Here is a 22,690-nt window from a genome sequence, read left to right as displayed (position 1 = left end):
TACAATTTAATATGATAAATAATAGCCCAGCCAAAGGTGGCCAGGCTGAAAGGTTAATTAACGAGTACCGTAAACAACAATGGTTTTACCATGTGCGGAGATCAGGTTTTGGTCTTCTAACATTTTTAGAATGCGGCCGACTGTTTCACGGGAACAACCCACGATTTGGCCTATTTCCTGACGAGTAATTTTGATTTGCATACCGTCTGGGTGTGTCATTGCATCAGGTTGTTTAGCTAAGTTTAATAGCGTTTGAGCAATACGGCCTGTAACGTCTAAGAATGCGAGGTTACCGACTTTCTCAGATGTTGTTTGTAAGCGACTAGCCATTTGCGCAGAAAGGCGCATTAAAATATCAGGGTTTACCTGAATTAATTGACGGAATTTTTTGTAAGAAATTTCAGCAACTTCGCAGGCTATTTTGGCTCTAACCCACGCAGTACGTTCTTGCCCTTCTTCAAATAACCCAAGCTCACCAATGAAATCCCCCTGATTCAGGTAAGAGAGGATCATTTCTTTGCCTTCTTCATCTTTAATTAAAACAGCCACCGAACCTTTAACGATATAGTAAAGGGTTTCTGCTTTCTCACCCTGATGGATAAGAGTGCTCTTGGATGGATATTTATGAATATGGCAGTGTGACAAAAACCATTCAAGAGTAGGGTCTGTTTGTGGCTTGCCGAGAACCATTAGCGTTATCCTCTGTATGTTATTGCAGCCATTCAGAAAAACATACTAGAAAGGCTGGCTTTAAAGTCACTAGCTTAGCATATTAATTTGCCTTATATACCTTTAAATAATCTAACAGCTGATTGCTTCAGCGTTTTTGATTGCTTTGGGTAACGCAAATTGATATCAACACTATAATATGATCAATTAAACCGTTGAGTTTTGATCTTAATCCTATCAACTAAGTATTGTTTGTAGCATATCCAATAAAGAAAGTCTTCCCTGTATCGCTTCAGCCAAATAAAGTTGATATAACATTCATTGTATCTATGGAACAATGTAGCCTTTAAACCGATTTCATTTCAAGGGGAAATATAATGGAAGCAAGAGTTAAGTGGGTTGAAGGACTTTCTTTTCTAGGGGAGTCTGCGTCTGGGCACCAAGTGATGATGGACGGCAATGCAGGTGATAAAGCTCCAAGCCCAATGGAAATGGTGCTAATGGCTGCGGGTGGTTGCAGCGCGATTGATGTCGTTTCGATTCTACAAAAGGGCCGCTATGATATTACGGATTGTGAGGTGAAATTAACCTCACAGCGTCGCGAAGAAGCCCCTCGTTATTTTGTGAAAATCCATTTACATTTTATTGTAACAGGGAATGAATTAACGGAAAAAGCGGTCGAACGAGCCGTTCAACTTTCTGCTGAAAAATATTGTTCAGTCGCATTGATGTTAGAGAAAACCGTTGAAGTCACACACAGCTTTGAAATAAAAAGCTAAAAATAAATTTAATTTTTATTGGTATATTTGAATTAAAAGATGCTTACCTTAATTAATGATAAGCATCTTATTTATTAATCAAAAAATAATTTAATTGTTGTCCTTTTGATTAATTAGTTTTTCGACTATTGGCGCCATAATTAATTCCATGGCTAAACCTAGTTTTCCTCCGGGGACGACAATTGTATTCATTGCAGAAATGAAAGAGCCAGATATCATTGATAGCAAATAGGGGAAATCAATTTGCTCTAGCCCACGAAAGCGGATCACAATAAAGCTTTCATCTTGTGATGGAATGGCTTTAGCCGAAAATGGGTTGGAGGTATCTACCGTCGGAACGCGTTGAAAATTGATGTGAGTGCGAGAAAATTGTGGCGTGATGTAATTAATATAGTCACCCATAGAACGCACGACAGAGTCCATAACGGCTTCGCGGGAGTGCCCTCGCTCTGTCGTATCACGGATTAATTTTTGGATCCATTCTAGGTTGACTATAGGGACAACACCGACAAGTAAATCAACATGTTGTGCGACATTATGTTCCGGTGTGACAACACCGCCATGTAGCCCCTCATAAAACAAAATATCCGTTTTATCTGGCAGCGGTTCCCAAGGGGTAAATGTCCCGGGCTGCAAGCCATAAGGTACCGCTTCATCATAAGTATGTAGATATTTACGGGATTGCCCACAACCCGTTTTTGCATAGTCGACTAAAGTTTGTTCAAGCAAAGCAAAATCATTCGCTTCGGGGCCAAAGTAACTGATGTGCCGGCCTTGTTCTCTGGCTTTACGGATAGCCATATCCATTTCAGGGCGTGTATAGCGGTGAAAACTATCCCCTTCTAATGTTGCAGGCTGGATATTTAATTGGTGAAAAACTTTACGAAATGCTTGGCTAGTTGACGTTGTGCCAGCACCGCTCGAACCGGTGATAGCAATAATTGGGTGCTTTTTGGACATCGTGGACTCCCTGTGCTGCGCTTATAAGCACTATTTTAATCAATAGTGCATGAAGCGGATTAACGGGTGTTAGGGTTGTGAGCCTTATTTGATGGTTTTACGACATGATTATGTTGGAAAACACGCAACTTTTTTATGACAAAAGATGACGTAAAAATGAACCATGGAATAAAAACATCATACAGAAAAACTTCCCTTAGGCATGAAATTAACCGATTCATGCAATTCAGACCAGACTAGCACAATTTCGCCAGAAACTAACTGCCGTTTCACATCGTTAACCTTATCTTGCAGGCTTTTTTCATGGGAGCCGTAGTCGGTTCCCTCACGCAATACGTAGCTCTCAATCAGGTTTTCCAATGTTTCAGGCTCAAGTTCTTGCCAAGGAATAATCACATTATTTCCTTATCTAAATAAGGGGTTAGCCATTGAGGAATACGGCTTTCTAACCACATTTGCGGTTTTCTGAATGTACCGCTCACAAAGCCGACGTGCCCGCCATGTTCTGTCATTTGGTATTCCACATTGTGGGGTAAAAATGATAAATCAGGAACAACTTCAGGCGCCATAAATGGGTCATCTTTGGCGTGAATAATTAACGTTGGTTTAGTGATATAAGCTAACTTGGGTAATGCACTGCATTTTTGATAATAATCTGTCGCATCATCAAATCCATGAATACGAGCAGTAATCACATCATCAAACTCACGGATCCGCTTAAGCTGCTTCAATTGTAAGAGGTTTAAGGGTAATGAGCCTGGATAACGGACTAATTTCCGGGTGGCATTGCGTTTCAAGCCATTTAGTAAGTAACGTTGATAAAACTGAGAAATGCCCTTTTCCATGCGTAAAGAGCAGGCTTCTAACATCAAAGGAGCTGAAACAACAACACCCGCATCGACATCTGCATTTTGACCGCTTTCAGCTAAATAGCAGGCTAACATATTGCCACCAAGAGAATAACCAACTGCGGCGGTTGGCGCATCACCATAGGTTTGTTTCAACCAGCGGAGAAAATAGCGAGCATCACTGGTTTCACCTGAATGGTAAATTCGCTGTTGGCGATTGGGTTCACCACTACAACCGCGAAAATGCATAATCACACCCAACCAACCATGTTTTTGGGCAGTTTCTAGCATTCCGTGAGCGTAAGGGCTTTTAAAATTACCTTCTAGACCATGGAAAATCACTAATCGTGGCTTATGCGCTGCTAGCTCGGGTTTTTCACTCCAAGCGAGATCGATAAAATCGCCATCAGGCAATTCAAGCCGTTGCCATATAGGTTTGATTTTCGGTGTTCTACGGAAAATCCTTGGCAGTAATGTTTGGAGGTGTGGATTTTTAGCCCAACTTATTGGACGAAAGTTTTCTGACATAGCCTTATTTTTATTTAATGGAGACTCTTGTGAGTCACATAACATACTGTTATTTTTTTGTGATGCAAGTAAACAAATTTGAGTTTGAGGCTAAATTATAAATGACACTGGGGCTGATTTTTTCTCTTTTTACGTTTTTATTCATTGCAGCAGTCACACCCGGCCCTAACAATATGTTGCTAACGTCAAGTGCAGCAAACTACGGTTTTCGCCATACGATTATATTATGCCTTGGTATTATGTTAGGCATGCAGTCCATACTTTATCTTTCTGCATTCGGTATTGCTGCACTTTTATTGCTCTATCCTGCGATTCATATCGCCTTAAAAGTCGCCGGAAGCATCTACCTGTTATGGCTCGCATGGAAAACAGCGACGGCAAATTATGCACCACTGAAGACGAATAGCGAAGTTGCGAAAAGCGTGACTTGGTATCAAGGTGGCTTATTGCAGTTTTTAAACCCGAAAGCATGGATGATGGGTTTGGGAGCCGTAGGGGGATTTAGCTTACCCGGTGAGTTATTTACTCAATCTATTTTAATGATGAGTATCGCATTTGTGGTGGTTAACTTAGTGGCGGGTTTAATCTGGATGGGGTTTGGTTCATTAATCAGCCTATTTTTGCGTAGCCGCCGTGCTTGGTTTATTTTTAACTGGGTAATGGGGATTTTAACGGCTTTGTGCGTTCCCCTGATTTGGTTGGAATGATTTTCTGATAAAAGTGCAGTTTATATGACTCATCAAAAAGCAGCCCATGGGCTGCTTTTTACATGTAAGGGAGGCGATTAGTCTAAATCGACGTTCTTAGTTCCGAAAAAATAAGTAAAAATAAAACCGAATAAGTAGGATGTGAATAACCCGCCCACATAAACTAACATTCCAGGGAACACCCCATCAGCTGACGTCATCATTGGGATAGCGACTAAGCCAGAAGGGCCAAAGACGGTATTCAAACCAACCGGTAAACCCATCCAAGCCACTAGCCCAACAAAGAAACCGCCTGCGGCACCACCTAAACATGCGGTGACAAATGGCTTCATCCTCGGAAGAGTTACACCGTAAATAAGTGGTTCACCGACACCTAAGAAACCTGGAATGATAGCCCCACGAATCTGATTGCGTAACACTGAATCTTTTGCGGCTTTAACATACAACGCCATTGCTGCACCAACTTGGCCACCACCTGCCATCGCTAGGATAGGGAAGAGTGAGTTAAAACCTTGAGTTTCAACGAGTGCCATATATACCGGAACAAAACCTTGGTGCACGCCAAACATAACTGCAATTAAGAATAGCCCAGCAAGTATGGCAGTTCCGAATGGGTTGCTGCTTAAATGAACAAACAGCCATGACATGCCAGAGAATAACCAGCTCCCAATAGGCATGATAAAGATAAACACAGCAGCACCAACAATTAATAAGGTAATTGTTGAGGTTAAAATCATATCAAGGTTAGCTGGGATAATTTTGCGTACCTGTTTTTCAACCCATGCGCCAAAAATACACGCAATCAATACCCCAATAATGTTACCTCTTGGGTCGATAGCCAACCCGAAAAAGCTATTCATGTCAGAATAGAACCCTTTGGCTATTTCAGGGTTATATCCAAGAACAAACAGTGAAGCAATGATGGCACCATTTACCGCGCTACCGCCAAAGGCTTTTTGAGTATTATAACCAATGAGAATGCTTAGAAAGCTAAACAGCCCTTTGCTAAATACTGACATATATAAAATAGTATGTACGAGTAGGGTCTGCTCTTCAGGCTTTGTTGGAAGCCCTGCTGGGAAATAGGTTTGTTTAGCGAGAGTCGCAAAACCTAATAGTAAGCCCGCAGCAATAAAACCCGGAATTAGCGGTGTAAATATCGTGGCAAATTTGGATAAAAACCGGTGAACGGCACTGGTTTGTTTCTTTTTCAGTTGCTGCTTATTTGCGGAGGCAATGTCGTTTAAATCCTGAGGCTGGGTTGTTGCCTCATGGTTATCCTCTTCACCACTATCCAACAGTTGGTTCATTAAGTCTGCGGCAGTTTGTGCTTTACCCGGGCCAAGGATCACTTGCAGCTGTTCATCACTCTCAATGACACCAAGCACTCCTGCGATTTGTTTGAGTGCGGCTTTATCCACTAGCTGGTCATCGTTGAGTGTGAGGCGCAAACGGGTCATACAGTTACCCGCTAATTTAATATTACGGCGTCCTCCAACGTGTTGTAGGACCTGCTGTATCATTTCTATTGTTATTTTAGCCATACTATTTATCCCATTAAAATCCGCAAATTAGGCGGATGAGGCCATATTGAGTGCCGTACGAATAAAACCGTTGTTGTCTAAGAGCAGTTGACGTGCATCATCGGCATTCAAGCCCGATAGCACCATTAAAATGGCAGTTTTGCAGTGTCGATTACATTGTTGAAGGGCGGTTTCTGCAGTAGTTCGGTCACAGTCGGTCGCTTCCATCACAATTTTTGTTTGTCTTTCAATGAGTTTGGCATTTGTTGCTTCAACATCAACCATTAAATTACCAAACACCTTTCCGATACGGATCATTGCCCCAGTGGTGATCATATTCAGTACCAATTTTTGTGCAGTTCCTGCTTTCATGCGTGAAGAACCTGTGACAACTTCTGCACCGACAACGGGAGTGATAGCAATATCTGCGGCATTGGCAATTGGGCTATTTGGGTTACAGCTAATGGCAGCTGTGGTTGCACCAATAGCATTCGCGTATGCTAAAGCTCCTAATACATAAGGTGTTCGACCACTCGCTGCGATACCCACTAACACATCATTATCATTGAATTGAATGTCTTTGAGGTCTTGTTCGCCAAGTTCAGGTTTATCTTCTGCATTTTCTACGGCACGGAAGATAGCCTGATGACCACCGGCGATTAAACCAACAACTTGCTCATGGGGCGTTCCATAAGTCGGCGGGCACTCACTGGCATCAAGAATTCCTAAACGGCCAGAGGTTCCTGCGCCTGAGTAAATCAGACGACCGCCTTTTAAAAAGGCTTCTGCAACTTTATCAACCAGTTGAGCAATTTCAGGGAGCACTTTTTCAACCGCTAACGGAACGAGTTTGTCCTCATTATTAATGACCTTTAGCATTTCAGCCGTTGATAGTTGGTCGATATTAGTACTGGCTGCATTACGGCTTTCAGTTACCATTTTGCTTAAGTCGATAGTCATAAAAATTGCTCCTAGATCAGTTATTGGGCTAATATTAAGGAATTATTTATTCCTTATATGTGACTAATATCACGGTGCTATCTATTCTATTTTGTGAATATACAAGAATATTTTGTGATTTATTTTACGGACTAAAGTTACGACTCTTTGAATTGTAAGTATTATTTATCAGGCATCAGTGACTTGGTTGAGGAATAATTTATTATTATTTTTTTATCTATAGGTCTGGCTATTACAACTATTATTAGAGGTCACCATGACATTATTGGACATCATTACTTACTCACTACCGCGATTAGCAGAAAATCAACGTAAAATTGCACAATTTATCCTTGAAAATCCCGAAAATGTACTGAATTTATCGTCTCAGCAATTAGCAGAAATTTTAGATGTCAGCCAATCTGCCATCGTTAAGTTTAGTCAAAAAGTCGGGGTGAAGGGGTATCCCGCCTTGAAACTTGCACTTAGTGAGATTATTGGACGCCAGCAACTGAAAGAGGGAGCACCTCATTCCGCTTTACATAACCGCATTGCACCTGATGATAACTTGATGGTTGTTGCTCAGAAATTGGCAATGGAGAAAAATCATTCAATTACAGAAACAACAAAATTAATTGATTTCAGACAGTTTGAACGCATTGTTGAGCGAATAGACCAATCACAGAGAGTACAGATTGTCGGTATTGGTGGGTCAGGCTTAACTGCAAAAGATTTAAGTTATAAATTACAAAAAATTGGTATTACAACGCTCGTGGAGTCAGACCATCATGTGCAAATTGCGGCGGCACTCACTCTCAATGCTCATGATGTACAAATCGTTATTTCTTTTACAGGGAAGCGTAAAGACATGCTAACAGCAGCGAATATTGCACGTAAGCAAGGGGCATGTGTCATTGCGATTACGCGTGACTGTGATTCACCACTGGGGCAAATTGCTGATTATGTTCTTGAAAGTATTGCGGAGGAAGATGAATGGCGTAGTTCATCAATTTCTTCAAGAACCGCACAAAATACGCTTACTGACCTGATTTTTATGGCGTTATTGCAACGGCGAGAAGCGAAAGCAAAGTCGTTAGTTATGAATGCAAGAGTAGTGATTAATAAATTAGATGAGTGATTAGTGGCTTGAATCCTCATCGATAACTTTGCAATCAAACCTTATTTACGTTAAGACTAATATTATCAGTATTTTGATTTTAAAAAGTTAAAAGGGAGTTATTGATGAGAGCACTCATAGTTTATACGGAATTAACCGATGACGACTCCGTGATTAGCCATGCTGTAGCAAGACTTGCTAGTGAACTTAAAGATGAGCACGTAGAAACCGTGATCATTCGTAATTTTGAAGATGGGATGGCATACATTCGATCAAATACCAGTATTGATTGCTTGTTATATGGCCGAGATATGTCAGACAAGCAAGAACAAACTCAGGCACATCAATTAATTACCCAACTTCATCGCAGACAAGAAGATGTGCCTGTTTTTTTATTAAGTGATCGTGAAGAAGCTTTGACGGCATTCGACCGCAAAATGATGGAGCAAGTTGATGAGTTTGCTTGGATTTTAGAAGACTCTGCTGATTTTATCGCAGGCCGAGTTCTTGCCGCGATAATCCGTTACCGCGCTAATTTATTGCCCCCTTTGATGAAAAGCTTGATTAAATACAGTGATGTACATGAATATTCATGGGCAGCACCGGGTCATCAGGGCGGTGTTGGGTTCACCAAAACCCCGGCGGGCCGCATTTATCATGATTTCTTTGGAGAAAACTTGTTTCGTACCGATATTGGTATCGAGCGAGTTGCCGTGGGGTCACTGTTAGACCATACCGGCGCATTTGGTGAATGTGAAAGAAATGCCGCCCGTATTTTTGGTGCTGACCAATCTTATTCAGTGGTCGTGGGAACATCAGGTTCGAACCGAACGATTATGCAAGCTTGTATGACGGATGATGACGTTGTTGTCATTGACCGTAACTGCCATAAATCTATTGAGCAAGGTTTGATTTTAACTGGAGCAAAACCGGTTTATATGACGCCAAGCCGTAATCGTTATGGCATTATTGGTCCTATTTACCCTCAAGAGATGACACCGGAAGCGATTACTGAAAAAATCGCTAAAAACCCATTAACTTCGGATAAAATAGGCAAACGACCCGCATATAGTGTAGTAACTAACTGTACTTACGATGGCGTATGCTATCACGCACGCAAAGTTCAGGATTTGCTTGATGAATCATTGGATAGAATCCATTTTGATGAGGCATGGTACGGCTACGCGCGCTTTAACCCTATCTACCGTGACCACTTTGCGATGCGTGATGACCCTAGAAAAGACGATGAACCTACCGTTTTTGCGACCCACTCTACGCATAAATTATTGAATGCACTTTCACAAGCTTCATTTATCCACGTCCGAAATGGCCGTAATGCGATTGATTTTAATCGTTTTAACCAAGCTTATCATATGCATGCGACCACCTCGCCGCTATATGCAATTTGTGCCTCGAATGATATTGCCGCAGATATGATGGACGGCAACAGTGGGCGTTCACTCACTGATGAAGTCATCCGTGAAGCCATCGACTTCCGTCAATCACTGGGCTTCCTATACAAAGAATTTATCAATGATGATGAGTGGTTCTTCAAACCATGGAATCAAGAAATGGTGAAAGACCCAGCAACAGGTAAACGCTATGCATTTGAAGATGCCCCTGTTGAACTGTTGATGAAAGAGCAAAGTTGCTGGGTGATGAATCCTGAAGATAAATGGCATGGTTTTAAAGATATCCCTGAAAATTGGGCGATGCTTGACCCAATTAAGGTAAGTATCTTGTCGCCAGGGATGGGAGATGACGGTAAATTACTGGATAGCGGAGTTCCTGCTGCTTTAGTCACAGCTTGGTTAAATCATTATGGTATTGTGCCAACCCGTACGACCGATTTCCAAATTATGTTCTTGTTTTCGATGGGAATTACGAAAGGAAAATGGGGGACATTGGTCAATGCGCTGCTGTCGTTTAAGCGCCACTATGACAATAATACGGCACTGAAAAAGGTATTGCCTGAAGTGGTTGAAGCGGCTCCTGAGATCTATAGTGAGATGGGGCTACGTGATTTAGGGAATAAAATGTTTGTGTATCTACAAAAAAATAACCCTGGAGGCCAACTAAATCAGGCTTATGAACAACTCCCTGCAGTGATGATGAGCCCGCGTGATGCCTACCAAGAAATTGTTGCTAACCGTGTTGAGTCGGTTCCTTTAGATAAACTCGCCGGGCGTATTGCTGCTAACTCGATTATTCCCTATCCACCGGGTATCCCAATGTTGTTATCGGGGGAAAGCTTTGGCGATAAAAATAGCCCACATATCGGCTATTTACATAGTCTTCAAGCATGGGATAGCGAATTCCCTGGTTTTGAACACGAAACCGAAGGCACTGAAATTATTGATGGCCAGTATTATGTGATGTGTGTGAAAGAATAAGATTCAGTGATGATAAAAACGAAAAGCTATCAAAAGATAGCTTTTCGTGATTTTAATGGATTGTGATGTTTTATAACGAATTAATTTAATTCAAACTCACTAGTCATGGTTTCTAACTGCTCTTGCAATTCCATCCACTCCACTTCCACGTCTTCAAGCGCTGCTTTGTGTTCAGTTTGTTTTTTCAAACATTCCGTCAATTCGGCTTTTTTATCTTGTTCATAGATGGCTGCATCAGAAAGTTTTGCTTCAAACTCACTCAGGGCATGAGAGTGTTTATCCATCTGCTTTTCCAATTCCGTAATTTTTTTACGGATAGGCTGAGTTAACTGACGAAATTCAGCTTCACGACGTTTTTGATCTTTTCTATCTTGTGCCGTCACCGTTGCAGCGGCTGCTGGCTTATCTTTCTCTTGTTGATCACGCACTTGCTGTAATTCGAGCTTGTTTTGCTCAGCTAGCCATTGTTGGTAATCTTCTAAATCACCATCAAACTGCTCTACAGAACCGCCGTGGACTAAATACAGTTCATCGGTCGTGGTACGCAATAAATGCCTATCATGGGAAACGACAACTAAAGCGCCTTCGAAGGCCATTAAGGCTTCAGTAAGCGCTTGGCGCATATCTAAGTCCAAGTGGTTGGTTGGCTCATCGAGCAACAGTAAATTAGGGCGCTGCCAGACGATTAAAGCGAGAACTAAGCGCGCTTTTTCCCCACCAGAAAAACGGCCACTTGGGTCAGTAACTTGGTCACCTTTAAAACCGAAACCACCTAAATAGTCACGTAATTGCTGCTCAGTTTGCTCAGGGGCAAGGCGAGCAAGATGCTGCAAGGGGGATTCTTCAGGGTGCAAATACTCTAATTGGTGCTGGGCGAAATAACCGAGTTTAATCCCTTTTGCAAGGGAAATTTCTCCTTGTAATGGTGGCAAGTCGCCAGCTAACATTTTGATTAAAGTTGATTTACCTGCACCGTTACGCCCCAGTAAGCCAATGCGTGACCCCGGTACTAAGTTCAGCTTGATGGATTGCAATATGACCTTTTCACCGTAGCCTGCGCTGACTTTTTCCATTTTTAATAATGGATTCGGTAAGCTTTCTGGTTTGCGGAATGAAAAATGGAATGGGTTATCCACATGAGCCGGCGCGACCATTTCCATTCTTTCAAGCATCTTAATGCGGCTTTGTGCTTGCTTGGCTTTGGTGGCTTGCACTCTAAAGCGGTCAATATAACTTTGTAAATGCGCAGCTTTAGCTTGTTGGCTTTCATACAACGCTTGCTGCTGGGCGAGTTTTGTCGCACGTTGGCGCTCAAAAGACGAGTAGTTACCCGTATATTCGAACATGGTTTCTTGTTCGATATGCAGCACTTTATCAATAATCGGGTCGAGGAAATCCCTATCATGGGAAATCAAAATCAGGGTGCCTTGGTAGCTTTTTAACCACTTTTCTAACCAAATGACCGCATCTAAATCAAGGTGGTTGGTTGGCTCATCGAGTAACAACAGGTCAGAACGGCAAAGCAGTGCCTGCGCGAGGTTCAAACGCATCCGCCATCCACCCGAAAATGATTTTACTGGGGAATCTAGCTGTGTTTGGCTGAAACCTAAGCCATGTAGCAAACTGGAGGCGCGAGAACGAATGGTCCATGCATCAATCGCATCAAGCTGCCCATGAACTACTGCGATGGCATGGCCATCATTTTTTTCATTGGCTTGCTGTAGTTTTTGTTCTAAGGCTCGGAACTCGCGATCACCATCAATGACATATTCAAGAGCGGGCACATCAAGCGCGGGAGTTTCTTGGTTCACCCATGCCATAGACCAATTGCTTGGGAAGGTTGCAGAACCTGCTTCAGCTTGTAATTCGCCTTTTAATAACGCAAGAAGCGTCGATTTACCGCAGCCGTTTTTACCCACTAAACCAACTTTTTGGCCGGGGTTAATAGTCGCAGTGGCATTGTCCAGTAGGACACGAACACCTCGGCGAATTTGGAGTGAAGAGAAAACAATCATAGCAACCGTCTATTAAAAATATGTTAAATTACCCAAATCTACACACCCGAATAATAATACAAAGACTGCAATGTTTAGGGTGTAAACTCTATTTAGCAGGCTGCATGGTAACGGAAAATGTTCCGTCTGACACGCCTTTGAGGAGGGAAAGATGTCAAATACACCGAAAGTGTTGGTGGTCTACGCTCACCCGGACCCCGACGAATCGATGGCTAATAAGGCGTTATTGGGGGCAGTACGTGATTTTGACCATGTGACTGTGCACGATTTATACGCAATTTACCCAGATTATTTTATTGATGTTACCGCGGAGCAAAAATTATTGTGTCAGCACGATATCATTGTTTTTCAGCATCCTCTCTATACTTATAGTTGCCCTGCTTTATTAAAAGAGTGGTTTGATCGCGTGTTAACTCGCCGTTTTGCTACCGACGTGGGGTACCAGAAATTAAAAGGCAAATATTGGCGCTCGGTGATCACGACGGGGGAGCCTATCCACGCTTATCAACATGATGGGTATAATCATTACCCGCTTACAGAAATACTTCGCCCATTTGAATTGACCGCATTAATGTGTGATATGCAGTGGTTAGAACCAACCATTATTTATGCAGCACGTCGGCAGCCTAAAGAACGCTTTGAACAGCTTATCGATGACTACCGTCAATGGATGCAGCAACCGCTAGGTGCGGGAGGGTTATCCTAATGTCAGAACTGGGGCTATTTGAATCCGTTATCATCTTCCTTTGTGCAGGGGTCGTTATGGTACCTATCGCACAAAAAATCCGCTTAGGTGCTGTGCTTGGGTATTTGCTTGCCGGGATCATGATTGGGCCATTTGTTTTCGGCTTTATTCGCAATGTTGATGATATTTTACACTTCTCCGAAATGGGGGTGGTGTTCCTGATGTTTCTTATTGGGTTAGAGCTAAAACCTTCTAAATTATGGGAACTTAGGCGCTCTATTTTCGGTGTGGGCACGCTTCAAGTGGTCGTGACCGCAGCTATCATGGCGTCACTGCTATTTTTAGCCAAATTCTCTTGGCAAGCGGCTATTGTCGGTGGATTAGGTATGGCGATGTCATCAACGGCAATGGCACTTCAATTGATGAACGAAAAAGGGATGTCCAACAAAGAAAGCGGGCAACTCGGTTTCTCTGTTTTGTTATTCCAAGATATGGCCGTTATCCCGATTATGGCGCTGATCCCATTGTTAGCAGGGGATTCAGCAACCAGTGATTGGCAAAAAATTGGTTTGAAGATAGTGGCGTTCGCAGGCTTATGGGTCGTTGGCCGTTACTTATTGCGGCCGATGTTCAGGCTTGCTGCTAAATCTGGCGTTCATGAAATTTTTACGGCTGCCGCCTTATTGGTGGTATTAGGTTCTGCACTCATTATGGAAAGCCTTGGGTTTTCTATGGCTCTGGGAACCTTTATGGCAGGGGTCATGTTAGCGGAAACAGAATTCCGTCATGAATTGGAAATTAATATCGAACCGTTTAAAGGTCTGCTACTGGGGCTATTTTTTATCTCAGTAGGTATGTCATTGAATTTAGATGTGTTGTGGGCCTATTTACCGCAAGTATTGATTGCTGTTGTAGTATTGGTCGCTGTCAAAGCGTTAGTACTTTACGGACTGAGTTTAGCCGCTAGGCTTCGAAATGGTGCGAGAGCGCAATTTTCTGGTGTGCTTAGCCAAGGTGGCGAATTTGCATTTGTAATCTATGCAACCGCCTTTGGTGCAAGTGTGATTAATGAACGGCAAATGGATTTATTGCTGGTGGTTGTCACGCTTTCGATGATGACCACTCCACTTGTGATGCAATTGATAGATGCTTATTTGAACTATCGTTATAATCAACAGCCGGCCTCGAGTGAAAAACCGTTTGTAGAGGATAATGAGCCGCATGTTATTTTGGTCGGTTTTGGTCGTATGGGTCAGGTAGTTGGCCGATTATTAATGGCCAATAAGGTTAAAATTACAGTACTAGAACAAGATGTTACGGCGATTAGTACCATGCGCCGCTACGGCTATACAGTATATTACGGCGATGCACGTGAACTGCAATTATTGCGCTCAGCAGGAGCTGATAAAGCCAAATCTATCGTGATTACCAGTGATGTCCCTGAAGAAGTGATGGACATTGTGCAAATTTGCCAAGAAAACTTCCCTAACTTGCATATTATTGCTCGTGCTAAAGGTCGTCTTGAGGCTCATGAGCTATTGCAATGTGGCGTGACTGACTTTAGCCGTGAAACATTCTCGAGTGCGCTTGAACTTGGCAGCAAGGCTTTAGTCAGTACGGGGATGCACCCTCATAAAGCTTATCGTGCCAAGCAGCATTTTCGCCGTTTAGACATGAAAATGCTCAGGGATATCTACCCTGAAAATGAAAATAGTGATAGCGGGCAAATTTCACGCATTAAAGAGGCGCGTCGTGAACTTAATGAGCTCTTTGAGAAAGAAATGCAAAGAGAGCATCGTCAGCCCCATAGTTGGAATAATGAACAGTAAGGGTTAGAAATGGCTTCAATACGTAAACGCTTTATTGCTGGGGCGATTTGCCCTAAGTGTAAGTCACAAGACACATTAATGATGTGGCGTGAAGATAAAATTGATGTCGTTGAGTGTGTCAATTGCGGCGATCAACAACGCCAAGCAGGGGATGAAGCAACTGGTCATGTTAGGCAAAAAGAGCAGGTTATTGGAATTTTTACACCTGAATAATAGAAATTTGTCAATTCTCAATACATCATCATAGTTTTTCGGTACAATTGGCAAAAAATTTTTCCCTTACGGGTAGTAGGAGATGTCATGAAAGTAGCAAAAGACTTGGTGGTCAGCTTGGCTTATCAAGTAAGAACAGAAGACGGTGTTTTAGTTGATGAATCACCAGCAAGCGCACCAATGGACTATTTGCATGGTCGTGGGTCTTTAATTTCAGGTTTAGAAAAAGCATTAGAAGGTCGTTCTGTGGGCGAAAACTTCGATGTTGAAGTCGCTTCAGACGATGCATATGGCCAATACGATGACAACTTAGTTCAACGTGTTCCTAAAGATGTATTTATGGGTGTTGATGAGCTAGAAGTGGGTATGCGTTTCTTAGCTGACACTGACATGGGCCCAGTTCCTGTCGAAATCACAGGCATTGAAGGTGATGAAGTTATCGTTGACGGTAACCACATGTTAGCAGGCCAAAACCTGAAATTTAATGTTGAAGTCATGGCTATCCGTGAAGCAACAGAAGAAGAAATTGCACATGGCCACGTCCATGGTGCAGGCGGTCACGACCATGATCACGATCACGAAGGTGGTTGCTGTGGCGGTGGTGGTCATAGCCATGGTTCAGAAGGCGGTTGCTGCGGTGGCGGCGAAGGTCACGGACACAAACAAGGCGGCTGCGGCTGCCACTAATACAAGGTATTAGTGTTTGTAAAAAAAGGAAGCGAAAGCTTCCTTTTTTGTATTTGAAATCAAGAGTTTTATCTTTGAAATCAATAGTGTGGCGGTGGTGTTTCTTCTTCTGGCCTTGCTAAGTGAGAATCTTGGGATGATTTCAGTCTTTCAGCCACAATGCGTAAATGCTCTTGAAGGCGGCTCATTTGCATTTGCTGGTCAGTAATAACCTGGTTAAGTTGCTCAATCGCCAGTTCTTGAAAGGCAACTTTACTTTCTAAAAGTTCTAAGCGTTGTTCAAATGTATCAGATGAGTCCATATCCGACTCTCCTTAAGCGTTTATATCGTAATTAAACCATCATAATAACTGAACATTACAAATCAATAGATAAGTTTTAGTTAAAGATATAGGCGACGAAACGACTTTTTGTTAATGTGGTCTCAGTAGTTATTATATTTTTTTAATACTCAATGGGGTAACGGGGTCTAAACTTAAAGAGCCCTACCCATAAAACGAATAGTTCGCTATTCGAATATAATCGAATAAAAGTTATCGGAGACTAGGATGAAATCACTGTTTAAGGCAAGCCTTTTAGCAACTACGCTAGCATTTACTTTTGCTGCTCCGCAAGTGATGGCAGCGGAAGCCAAAGCACAAAGCAGCGCATTCAAAAACGCAGAAGAGCGTAATGCGTATGCACTGGGTGCGTCTTTAGGTCGCTACATGCAGAATTCTTTAGAAGAGCAAAAAACAATTGGTATTAACTTGGACAAAGCCCAATTACTTGCTGGTGTCCAAGATGCATTTAACGGCAAAAGCAAAATGACCGATGCAGAAGTTGAGGAAACATTGCGTCAGTTTGAAGGTCAAGTCAAAGAAGCTGCCGACAAAAAAATGAAAGAAGAATCAGCCAACAATGAGAAAAAAGGTGCTGAGTACCGCGAAAAATACGCGAAAGAAAAAGGCGTTGTAAAAACCAAATCAGGCCTGCTGTACAAAATTGAAAAAGACGGTACAGGTGCAAAACCTAAAGCAGACGAAACTGTAGTCGTTCATTACAAAGGTTCTCTGATTGATGGCACTGAATTCGATAGCTCATATTCACGTAACGAGCCACTGACTATCCCATTAAATTCAGTGATTAAAGGCTGGACTGAAGGTTTAGTTAACCTGAAAAAAGGCGGCAAAATGCAGTTAGTGATCCCTGCTGAGTTAGCTTATGGTGAAAATGGCGTGCCAGGTATCCCTGCAAATTCAACATTAGTCTTTGATGTTGAATTATTAGATATCAAACCTGCTGCTAAATAATGATTCACTAAGCATTAGTTAAGTGTATTTTGAAGCCCAACACATTCATGCGTTGGGCTTTTTTGTATTTCTCATCAAAAAAAATTCTCAAATTGTTTAAAACTTGTGATAAAACAGACTGTCTTGCATTCATTCGCTTGACGGCAACGCCGTGGAGTTTTAACTTCAGAAGACTCTATTTTATTTTTTATCATCACAATTGTTGGCTACGAACAAAGTAATGAAGGCCAAATAGTCGAATAATGAACGCCTTTTTAGTCAACAGGATGAGTTTTTACATTAGAAGGATGATGTTGAAATGTCTGATTCTATACAATCACACGACCTCAGCGATATTAACATATTGGATAACCAGCCCTTTTCTGAGACAGACCATGAGATTTTAAAATCATATGAAGCTGCTGTGGATGGTCTGGCAATGCTAATCGGTGGGCACTGTGAAATTGTTCTTCACTCTTTAGAAGACCTAAACTGCTCTGCAGTCAGAATCGCAAATGGTCAGCACACTGGGCGTAAAATCGGCTCACCGATTACAGACCTAGCGTTGAGAATGCTGCACGATATGGCAGACGAAGAATCGAATGTCTCGAAAGCTTATTTTACGAAAGCGAAAAGCGGTGATTTAATGAAATCCGTTACTATTGCGATTCGTAACCGTAAGCAACGTGTGATTGGCTTACTATGCATCAATATGAACTTAGATGTACCGTTCTCTGAAATTATTCAATCGTTTGTTCCAGAAACTAAACAAGAAGTCACTTCAGATGTGAACTTTGCCTCTTCAGTTGATGACCTTGTCGCGCAAACATTGGAATATACGATTGAAGAAGTGGGTGGTGATCGTAATGTCTCGAATAACGCAAAAAACAAGCAAGTGGTTCTTAACTTATACGAAAAAGGTATTTTTGATATTAAAGACGCCATCAACCAAGTAGCTGACCGCCTGAATATTTCTAAACACACGGTTTACTTATATATTCGTCAATTCAAGAGCGGTGAATGAGTAATACAAATTCGCTAACCTACTGCTTAGTTGTGACAGGTCCCGCTTACGGTACACAACAAGCAGCGAGTGCGTATCAATTTGCAAAAGCCCTTCTTGAAGAAGGGCATATATTGAAAACATTATTTTTTTATCGTGAAGGTGTTTTCAATGCGAATCAGCTTACCTCGCCGGCAACAGATGAATTCAATTTAGTTTCAGCTTGGCAAGAACTGGCAAAACAATCAGGGTGTGAAATGCATATCTGTGTTTCTGCAGCTTTGCGCCGAGGGGTTGTTGACCAAGAACAAGCGCAAAGTTTATCACTTCCAACGGCCAACCTTGCTGAGGGCTTTATAATGAGTGGGTTAGGAAGCCTTGCGGAAGCGATGATAACCACAGACCGGACAATTCAATTCTAAGAACAGCTCAATACAAGGTATCGTGTGAAAAAAATAGCTTTTGTCTTTACAACCATGCCCCATGGAAATGCCAGTGGTCGAGAAGGGCTAGATGCATTATTAGCAACTTCAGCACTGACAGAAGACATTCAGGTGTTTTTTCTCTCTGATGGCGTCTATCAGCTTCTGGCAAACCAACACCCTGCTGAAGTGCTTGCTCGGGATTACATCGCAACATTTAAAATATTGCCATTATATGACATTGAAAAAATTTATCTCTGCAGCTCTTCGTTACAAGAACGAGGGTTAGGGGAAAATACCAAATGGGTCGTGACGCCAACAATTCTCAACAAGAAAGAGATCAGAGCGAGAATAGCTGAATGTGATGTGGTGCTTAATTTTTGATCGGTTGTGTGAATTTTGAGCTTGGGTTAAGTTTTGATCTATAGTAGGATCTTTTCTATGCTGTATACATTAGCAACATCTCCATTTAAATGTGATTTTTCTGCGATGCTAGGCTTTATTACGTCGGAAGACGTAGTTTTACTGATGCAAGATGGCGTGGTTGCGGCAGTCGCACAGTCACCTTTTCTTATTGCATTACAAAAAACAGGTGCGCAGTTGTACGCTTTGGATGCCGACATCAATGCTCGCGGGTTGCAAAATACCCTCTCAACCGCAGTTTCTGTAATCACATATCAAGGTTTTGTGAAGCTAACAGAAGTCCAAAAACAACATTTTGCCATATAAAGGCACTAAAAGTTGTATATTTCTTGACACCTGAGCCAGTCAGCAATAAAATTTCGCGTCCTCGTGTATCGTCATGTTGGCGAACGAGGTCAAAATCCGTGTTTACGAAGCAATAAAACCAGGAGCTTTTTTAATAATGGCAACTATTAATCAGCTGGTACGCAAATCTCGTAGCTCGAAAGTTGTTAAAAGCAACGTTCCAGCACTGGAAGCTTGCCCGCAAAAACGTGGCGTATGTACTCGTGTATATACTACCACTCCTAAGAAACCAAACTCAGCATTACGTAAAGTATGCCGTGTTCGTTTAACTAATGGTTTCGAAGTTTCTTCCTACATCGGTGGTGAAGGCCACAACTTGCAGGAGCACTCCGTTATCCTTATCCGTGGTGGTCGTGTTAAAGACTTACCAGGTGTGCGTTATCACACCGTTCGCGGCGCACTGGACTGTTCTGGTGTTAAAGACCGTAAGCAAGCTCGTTCTAAATACGGCGCGAAAAAACCTAAGGCTTAATGGATTTCCGTTAAGTAAGGCCAAACATTTTAATCTTAATGTCAAAATACTCTCGTAGAGTTTTGGACAAACCTGAATTAACAACGGAGTCATATCCATGCCACGTCGTCGCGTAATAGGTCAACGTAAAATTCTTCCAGATCCTAAGTTCGGATCAGAATTACTGGCCAAGTTTGTAAATATCCTGATGGTAGACGGGAAAAAATCTACTGCTGAAGCAATCGTATATAACGCACTTGAAACCCTTGCTCAGCGTTCTGGTAAAACTGAACTTGATGCATTCGAATTAGCACTAGATAACGTGCGTCCGACTGTGGAAGTTAAATCCCGCCGTGTTGGTGGTTCAACTTACCAAGTTCCAGTTGAAGTTCGCCCGGTTCGTCGTAATGCCCTGGCAATGCGTTGGATCGTTGATGCTGCTCGTAAACGCGGTGATAAATCTATGGCGCTTCGCCTGGCAAATGAATTATCAGACGCTGCTGAGAACAAAGGTTCCGCTGTTAAGAAACGTGAAGACGTTCACCGTATGGCAGAAGCTAACAAGGCGTTCGCACACTACCGTTGGTAATTATTTCTTACCCACATTAGTGATGTATCTCAGGGTAGCCATTTGCTACCCTTTATATGAAGCATTGAACGCCCACGAGAGAGGAAAAAATGGCCCGTCAAACGCCCATAGCACGTTATCGTAATATCGGTATCAGTGCACACATCGACGCCGGTAAAACCACAACTTCTGAACGTATTCTGTTCTATACTGGTGTAAACCATAAAATTGGTGAAACTCACGAAGGTTCTGCAACAATGGACTGGATGGAGCAGGAGCAAGAGCGTGGTATTACTATCACATCTGCAGCGACTACTGCATTCTGGTCTGGTATGGCAAAACAGTATGAGCCACACCGTATCAATATCATCGACACCCCAGGACACGTTGACTTCACCATCGAAGTAGAACGTTCTATGCGTGTTCTTGATGGCGCAGTAATGGTTTACTGTGCGGTTGGTGGTGTTCAGCCACAGTCTGAAACTGTATGGCGTCAGGCTAACAAATATAAAGTTCCACGTATCGCGTTCGTTAACAAAATGGACCGTATGGGTGCGAACTTCTTACGTGTTGTTGAGCAATTAAAATCACGTTTAGCTGCTAACGCAGTTCCACTGCAATTACCAGTTGGCGCAGAAGAGTCGTTCACTGGTGTTGTTGACTTGCTGAAAATGAAAGCAATCAAGTGGAGCGATGAAGACCAGGGCGTTACCTTCGAATACGAAGATATCCCTGCGAACATGCAAGAAGCTGCTGAAGAGTGGCACAACAACCTGATCGAAACCGCAGCAGAAGCATCAGAAGAACTGATGGAAAAATATCTGGGCGGTGAAGAACTGACCGAAGCAGAAATTAAATCTGCATTACGTCAACGTGTTCTTGCAAGCGAAATTATTCTGGTTACCTGTGGTTCTGCATTTAAGAACAAAGGTGTTCAGGCGATGCTGGATGCAGTTGTTGATTACTTACCTGCGCCAACAGATGTACCTGCAATCAATGGTATTCTGGACGACGGTAAAGACACTCCTGCAGAGCGTCACGCAAGTGATGATGAGCCATTCTCATCATTAGCATTTAAAATTGCAACCGACCCATTCGTTGGTAACTTAACGTTCTTCCGTGTTTACTCTGGTGTTGTTAACTCAGGTGACACAGTTCTGAACGCAGTGAAATCGAAGAAAGAACGTTTTGGCCGTATCGTACAGATGCACGCTAACAAACGTGAAGAGATCAAAGAAGTTCGCGCTGGTGACATCGCGGCGGCTATCGGTCTGAAAGACGTAACTACAGGTGATACTTTATGTGCGGTTGATGCACCAATCATCCTGGAGCGTATGGAATTCCCAGAGCCAGTAATCTCTGTTGCAATCGAACCAAAAACTAAAGCTGACCAAGAAAAAATGGGTATCGCATTAGGCCGTCTGGCTCAAGAAGACCCATCATTCCGCGTATCAAGTGATGAAGAGACTAATCAGACTATCATCGCTGGTATGGGTGAATTGCACTTGGACGTTCTGGTTGACCGTATGCGTCGCGAATTTAAAGTTGAAGCGAACGTTGGTAAACCTCAAGTTGCTTACCGTGAAGCAATCACTATGAAAGTGACTGATATCGAAGGTAAACACGCGAAACAGTCTGGTGGTCGTGGTCAGTATGGTCATGTCGTTATCGATATGTTCCCACTGAACAAAAACGATAAAGACGGCGTTCAAATGGATTACGAATTTGCCAACGACATCAAAGGTGGTGTAATTCCTACTGAATACATCCCTGCGGTTGACAAAGGTATCCAAGAACAGTTGAAATCTGGTCCATTAGCTGGTTACCCGGTTGTTAACATGGGTGTTCGTTTACATTTCGGTTCTTACCATGATGTTGACTCCTCTGAATTGGCGTTTAAACTTGCGGCTTCAATCGCGTTTAAAGATGGCTTCAAAAAAGCTAAACCAGTTCTGCTTGAGCCAATCATGAAAGTTGAAGTGGAAACACCAGAAGACTACATGGGTGATGTTATTGGTGACCTGAACCGTCGTCGTGGTATGATTGAAGGTATGGATGACCTGCCTACTGGTAAAGTCGTTCGTGCACAAGTACCATTGTCAGAAATGTTCGGTTATGCTACTGACCTGCGTTCTCAGACACAAGGTCGTGCTTCATACTCTATGGAGTTCCTGAAGTACAATGAAGCACCAAACAACGTTGCACAAGCTGTAATCGAAGCTCGTAACGCTAAATAATCGATTTTTATCGGTTAACAACTTTAATTTAAGTTCCTTCTTTATCGTGAAGAGGGAACTCCATAAGGAATAGAGTCG

The 22,690-nt window shown here is 42.5% G+C and carries 24 protein-coding genes; 16 read left to right on the top strand and 8 right to left on the bottom strand.

The window, feature by feature from the left end:
* Positions 1-57: 57 nt before the first annotated feature.
* A complete protein-coding gene (gene crp, locus PR725_RS13430; RefSeq protein WP_004262556.1) occupies positions 58-690 on the bottom strand; it encodes a cAMP-activated global transcriptional regulator CRP in 633 nt (210 codons plus the stop codon).
* Between the two features lie 356 nt (positions 691-1,046).
* Here crp and PR725_RS13425 point away from each other — a divergent pair, with 356 nt between their 5' ends.
* Positions 1,047-1,448 carry an OsmC family protein gene (locus PR725_RS13425; RefSeq protein WP_209102386.1) on the top strand — a complete coding sequence of 134 codons (402 nt, stop codon included), beginning with the start codon at positions 1,047-1,049 and terminating at the stop codon, positions 1,446-1,448.
* A gap of 90 nt (positions 1,449-1,538) precedes the next feature.
* Here the strand turns inward: PR725_RS13425 and PR725_RS13420 are convergent, their stop codons facing one another.
* The 3 genes from PR725_RS13420 to PR725_RS13410 all read right to left on the bottom strand — a co-directional run bounded on the left by PR725_RS13420 (position 1,539) and on the right by PR725_RS13410 (position 3,784).
* On the bottom strand, positions 1,539-2,408 hold the full coding sequence (locus PR725_RS13420; protein ID WP_110731455.1) for a phosphoribulokinase: 870 nt from the start codon (positions 2,406-2,408) through the stop codon (positions 1,539-1,541).
* A gap of 177 nt (positions 2,409-2,585) precedes the next feature.
* Complete coding sequence (locus PR725_RS13415) at positions 2,586-2,804, bottom strand: YheU family protein (protein WP_004262551.1); 219 nt, start codon at positions 2,802-2,804, stop codon at positions 2,586-2,588.
* Positions 2,801-3,784, bottom strand: a complete 984-nt coding sequence (locus PR725_RS13410) for a hydrolase (protein WP_004265945.1) — start codon at positions 3,782-3,784, stop codon at positions 2,801-2,803. The genes PR725_RS13415 and PR725_RS13410 overlap by 4 nt, the downstream gene beginning before the upstream one ends.
* Positions 3,785-3,885: 101 nt before the next feature.
* Here PR725_RS13410 and PR725_RS13405 point away from each other — a divergent pair, with 101 nt between their 5' ends.
* Complete coding sequence (locus PR725_RS13405; RefSeq protein WP_109912902.1) at positions 3,886-4,491, top strand: LysE family translocator; 606 nt, start codon at positions 3,886-3,888, stop codon at positions 4,489-4,491.
* 77 nt (positions 4,492-4,568) lie between these two features.
* Here PR725_RS13405 and murP read toward each other — a convergent pair whose 3' ends face one another.
* Positions 4,569-6,035 carry a PTS N-acetylmuramic acid transporter subunit IIBC gene (murP, locus tag PR725_RS13400; RefSeq protein ID WP_210845103.1) on the bottom strand — a complete coding sequence of 489 codons (1,467 nt, stop codon included), beginning with the start codon at positions 6,033-6,035 and terminating at the stop codon, positions 4,569-4,571.
* Positions 6,036-6,062: 27 nt separating this feature from the next.
* On the bottom strand, positions 6,063-6,974 hold the full coding sequence (gene murQ, locus PR725_RS13395) for an N-acetylmuramic acid 6-phosphate etherase (RefSeq protein ID WP_115166423.1): 912 nt from the start codon (positions 6,972-6,974) through the stop codon (positions 6,063-6,065).
* A gap of 256 nt (positions 6,975-7,230) precedes the next feature.
* On the opposite strand from murQ, the gene PR725_RS13390 reads away from it, so the two are divergent.
* Together PR725_RS13390 and adiA are read left to right on the top strand one after the other, a co-directional pair.
* On the top strand, positions 7,231-8,091 hold the full coding sequence (locus PR725_RS13390) for a MurR/RpiR family transcriptional regulator (RefSeq protein ID WP_004265935.1): 861 nt from the start codon (positions 7,231-7,233) through the stop codon (positions 8,089-8,091).
* A gap of 104 nt (positions 8,092-8,195) precedes the next feature.
* Complete coding sequence (gene adiA, locus PR725_RS13385) at positions 8,196-10,463, top strand: arginine decarboxylase (RefSeq protein WP_042851454.1); 2,268 nt, start codon at positions 8,196-8,198, stop codon at positions 10,461-10,463.
* Between the two features lie 80 nt (positions 10,464-10,543).
* Here adiA and PR725_RS13380 read toward each other — a convergent pair whose 3' ends face one another.
* Positions 10,544-12,478 carry an ABC transporter ATP-binding protein gene (locus PR725_RS13380; RefSeq protein WP_109912905.1) on the bottom strand — a complete coding sequence of 645 codons (1,935 nt, stop codon included), beginning with the start codon at positions 12,476-12,478 and terminating at the stop codon, positions 10,544-10,546.
* Positions 12,479-12,629: 151 nt separating this feature from the next.
* Between PR725_RS13380 and kefG the strand changes: the two genes are divergently transcribed.
* From kefG to slyD, 4 genes are all read left to right on the top strand, one after another.
* Positions 12,630-13,184 carry a glutathione-regulated potassium-efflux system ancillary protein KefG gene (gene kefG, locus PR725_RS13375; RefSeq protein ID WP_004265928.1) on the top strand — a complete coding sequence of 185 codons (555 nt, stop codon included), beginning with the start codon at positions 12,630-12,632 and terminating at the stop codon, positions 13,182-13,184.
* Positions 13,184-14,992, top strand: coding sequence for a glutathione-regulated potassium-efflux system protein KefB (gene kefB / locus PR725_RS13370; RefSeq protein WP_272569372.1), 1,809 nt, complete (start codon positions 13,184-13,186; stop codon positions 14,990-14,992). The genes kefG and kefB overlap by 1 nt, the downstream gene beginning before the upstream one ends.
* A 9-nt stretch (positions 14,993-15,001) precedes the next feature.
* Positions 15,002-15,205: a YheV family putative zinc ribbon protein gene (locus tag PR725_RS13365; RefSeq protein WP_004265924.1), complete on the top strand. Its 204-nt coding sequence runs from the start codon at positions 15,002-15,004 to the stop codon at positions 15,203-15,205.
* A gap of 87 nt (positions 15,206-15,292) precedes the next feature.
* Positions 15,293-15,892: a peptidylprolyl isomerase gene (slyD, locus tag PR725_RS13360; RefSeq protein WP_004265922.1), complete on the top strand. Its 600-nt coding sequence runs from the start codon at positions 15,293-15,295 to the stop codon at positions 15,890-15,892.
* Between the two features lie 80 nt (positions 15,893-15,972).
* On the opposite strand, the gene PR725_RS13355 is transcribed toward slyD, so the two are convergent.
* Positions 15,973-16,194, bottom strand: coding sequence for a SlyX family protein (locus tag PR725_RS13355; RefSeq protein WP_004262507.1), 222 nt, complete (start codon positions 16,192-16,194; stop codon positions 15,973-15,975).
* A 246-nt stretch (positions 16,195-16,440) separates the two neighbouring features.
* Here PR725_RS13355 and fkpA point away from each other — a divergent pair, with 246 nt between their 5' ends.
* From fkpA to fusA, 8 genes are all read left to right on the top strand, one after another.
* Entirely contained in the window at positions 16,441-17,184 is a 744-nt protein-coding gene (gene fkpA / locus PR725_RS13350) for an FKBP-type peptidyl-prolyl cis-trans isomerase (RefSeq protein WP_004262506.1), read from the top strand.
* Between the two features lie 298 nt (positions 17,185-17,482).
* Positions 17,483-18,187: a helix-turn-helix transcriptional regulator gene (locus PR725_RS13345; RefSeq protein ID WP_004262503.1), complete on the top strand. Its 705-nt coding sequence runs from the start codon at positions 17,483-17,485 to the stop codon at positions 18,185-18,187.
* Positions 18,184-18,588 carry a sulfurtransferase complex subunit TusD gene (tusD, locus tag PR725_RS13340; RefSeq protein ID WP_115166426.1) on the top strand — a complete coding sequence of 135 codons (405 nt, stop codon included), beginning with the start codon at positions 18,184-18,186 and terminating at the stop codon, positions 18,586-18,588. Before PR725_RS13345 ends, tusD begins: the two co-directional genes overlap by 4 nt.
* A 24-nt stretch (positions 18,589-18,612) precedes the next feature.
* A complete protein-coding gene (gene tusC / locus PR725_RS13335) occupies positions 18,613-18,972 on the top strand; it encodes a sulfurtransferase complex subunit TusC (RefSeq protein WP_109912908.1) in 360 nt (119 codons plus the stop codon).
* 57 nt (positions 18,973-19,029) lie between these two features.
* Positions 19,030-19,317 (top strand): sulfurtransferase complex subunit TusB, encoded by a 288-nt coding sequence (gene tusB / locus PR725_RS13330; RefSeq protein WP_164528302.1) that lies wholly within the window; start codon positions 19,030-19,032, stop codon positions 19,315-19,317.
* A 136-nt stretch (positions 19,318-19,453) separates the two neighbouring features.
* The gene (gene rpsL, locus PR725_RS13325; RefSeq protein ID WP_004265905.1) at positions 19,454-19,828 is read left to right on the top strand and encodes a 30S ribosomal protein S12; all 375 of its coding nucleotides are present in this window, start codon (positions 19,454-19,456) and stop codon (positions 19,826-19,828) included.
* A gap of 97 nt (positions 19,829-19,925) precedes the next feature.
* Positions 19,926-20,396: a 30S ribosomal protein S7 gene (gene rpsG, locus PR725_RS13320; protein ID WP_004262486.1), complete on the top strand. Its 471-nt coding sequence runs from the start codon at positions 19,926-19,928 to the stop codon at positions 20,394-20,396.
* A gap of 89 nt (positions 20,397-20,485) precedes the next feature.
* A complete protein-coding gene (gene fusA, locus PR725_RS13315; RefSeq protein ID WP_109912909.1) occupies positions 20,486-22,612 on the top strand; it encodes an elongation factor G in 2,127 nt (708 codons plus the stop codon).
* The last annotated feature ends 78 nt before the right edge of the window (positions 22,613-22,690 follow it).

Origin of the sequence: Providencia sp. PROV255 (genome assembly GCF_028478065.1) — a bacterium.
In the GTDB taxonomy this organism is placed as follows: Bacteria; Pseudomonadota; Gammaproteobacteria; order Enterobacterales; family Enterobacteriaceae; genus Providencia; species Providencia rettgeri.
The sequence above is the reverse complement of the archived record's forward strand: the minus strand, read 5'-3'. Positions and strand labels throughout refer to the sequence as shown.

Coding starts and splice junctions, on each gene's coding strand:
- crp (WP_004262556.1), bottom strand. CDS start 690: ATGGTTCTCGGCAAGCCACAAACAGACCCTACTCTTGAATGGTTTTTG.
- PR725_RS13425 (WP_209102386.1), top strand. CDS start 1,047: ATGGAAGCAAGAGTTAAGTGGGTTGAAGGACTTTCTTTTCTAGGGGAG.
- PR725_RS13420 (WP_110731455.1), bottom strand. CDS start 2,408: ATGTCCAAAAAGCACCCAATTATTGCTATCACCGGTTCGAGCGGTGCT.
- PR725_RS13410 (WP_004265945.1), bottom strand. CDS start 3,784: ATGTCAGAAAACTTTCGTCCAATAAGTTGGGCTAAAAATCCACACCTC.
- PR725_RS13405 (WP_109912902.1), top strand. CDS start 3,886: ATGACACTGGGGCTGATTTTTTCTCTTTTTACGTTTTTATTCATTGCA.
- murP (WP_210845103.1), bottom strand. CDS start 6,035: ATGGCTAAAATAACAATAGAAATGATACAGCAGGTCCTACAACACGTT.
- murQ (WP_115166423.1), bottom strand. CDS start 6,974: ATGACTATCGACTTAAGCAAAATGGTAACTGAAAGCCGTAATGCAGCC.
- PR725_RS13390 (WP_004265935.1), top strand. CDS start 7,231: ATGACATTATTGGACATCATTACTTACTCACTACCGCGATTAGCAGAA.
- adiA (WP_042851454.1), top strand. CDS start 8,196: ATGAGAGCACTCATAGTTTATACGGAATTAACCGATGACGACTCCGTG.
- PR725_RS13380 (WP_109912905.1), bottom strand. CDS start 12,478: ATGATTGTTTTCTCTTCACTCCAAATTCGCCGAGGTGTTCGTGTCCTA.
- kefG (WP_004265928.1), top strand. CDS start 12,630: ATGTCAAATACACCGAAAGTGTTGGTGGTCTACGCTCACCCGGACCCC.
- kefB (WP_272569372.1), top strand. CDS start 13,184: ATGTCAGAACTGGGGCTATTTGAATCCGTTATCATCTTCCTTTGTGCA.
- PR725_RS13365 (WP_004265924.1), top strand. CDS start 15,002: ATGGCTTCAATACGTAAACGCTTTATTGCTGGGGCGATTTGCCCTAAG.
- slyD (WP_004265922.1), top strand. CDS start 15,293: ATGAAAGTAGCAAAAGACTTGGTGGTCAGCTTGGCTTATCAAGTAAGA.
- PR725_RS13355 (WP_004262507.1), bottom strand. CDS start 16,194: ATGGACTCATCTGATACATTTGAACAACGCTTAGAACTTTTAGAAAGT.
- fkpA (WP_004262506.1), top strand. CDS start 16,441: ATGAAATCACTGTTTAAGGCAAGCCTTTTAGCAACTACGCTAGCATTT.
- PR725_RS13345 (WP_004262503.1), top strand. CDS start 17,483: ATGTCTGATTCTATACAATCACACGACCTCAGCGATATTAACATATTG.
- tusD (WP_115166426.1), top strand. CDS start 18,184: ATGAGTAATACAAATTCGCTAACCTACTGCTTAGTTGTGACAGGTCCC.
- tusB (WP_164528302.1), top strand. CDS start 19,030: ATGCTGTATACATTAGCAACATCTCCATTTAAATGTGATTTTTCTGCG.
- rpsL (WP_004265905.1), top strand. CDS start 19,454: ATGGCAACTATTAATCAGCTGGTACGCAAATCTCGTAGCTCGAAAGTT.
- rpsG (WP_004262486.1), top strand. CDS start 19,926: ATGCCACGTCGTCGCGTAATAGGTCAACGTAAAATTCTTCCAGATCCT.
- fusA (WP_109912909.1), top strand. CDS start 20,486: ATGGCCCGTCAAACGCCCATAGCACGTTATCGTAATATCGGTATCAGT.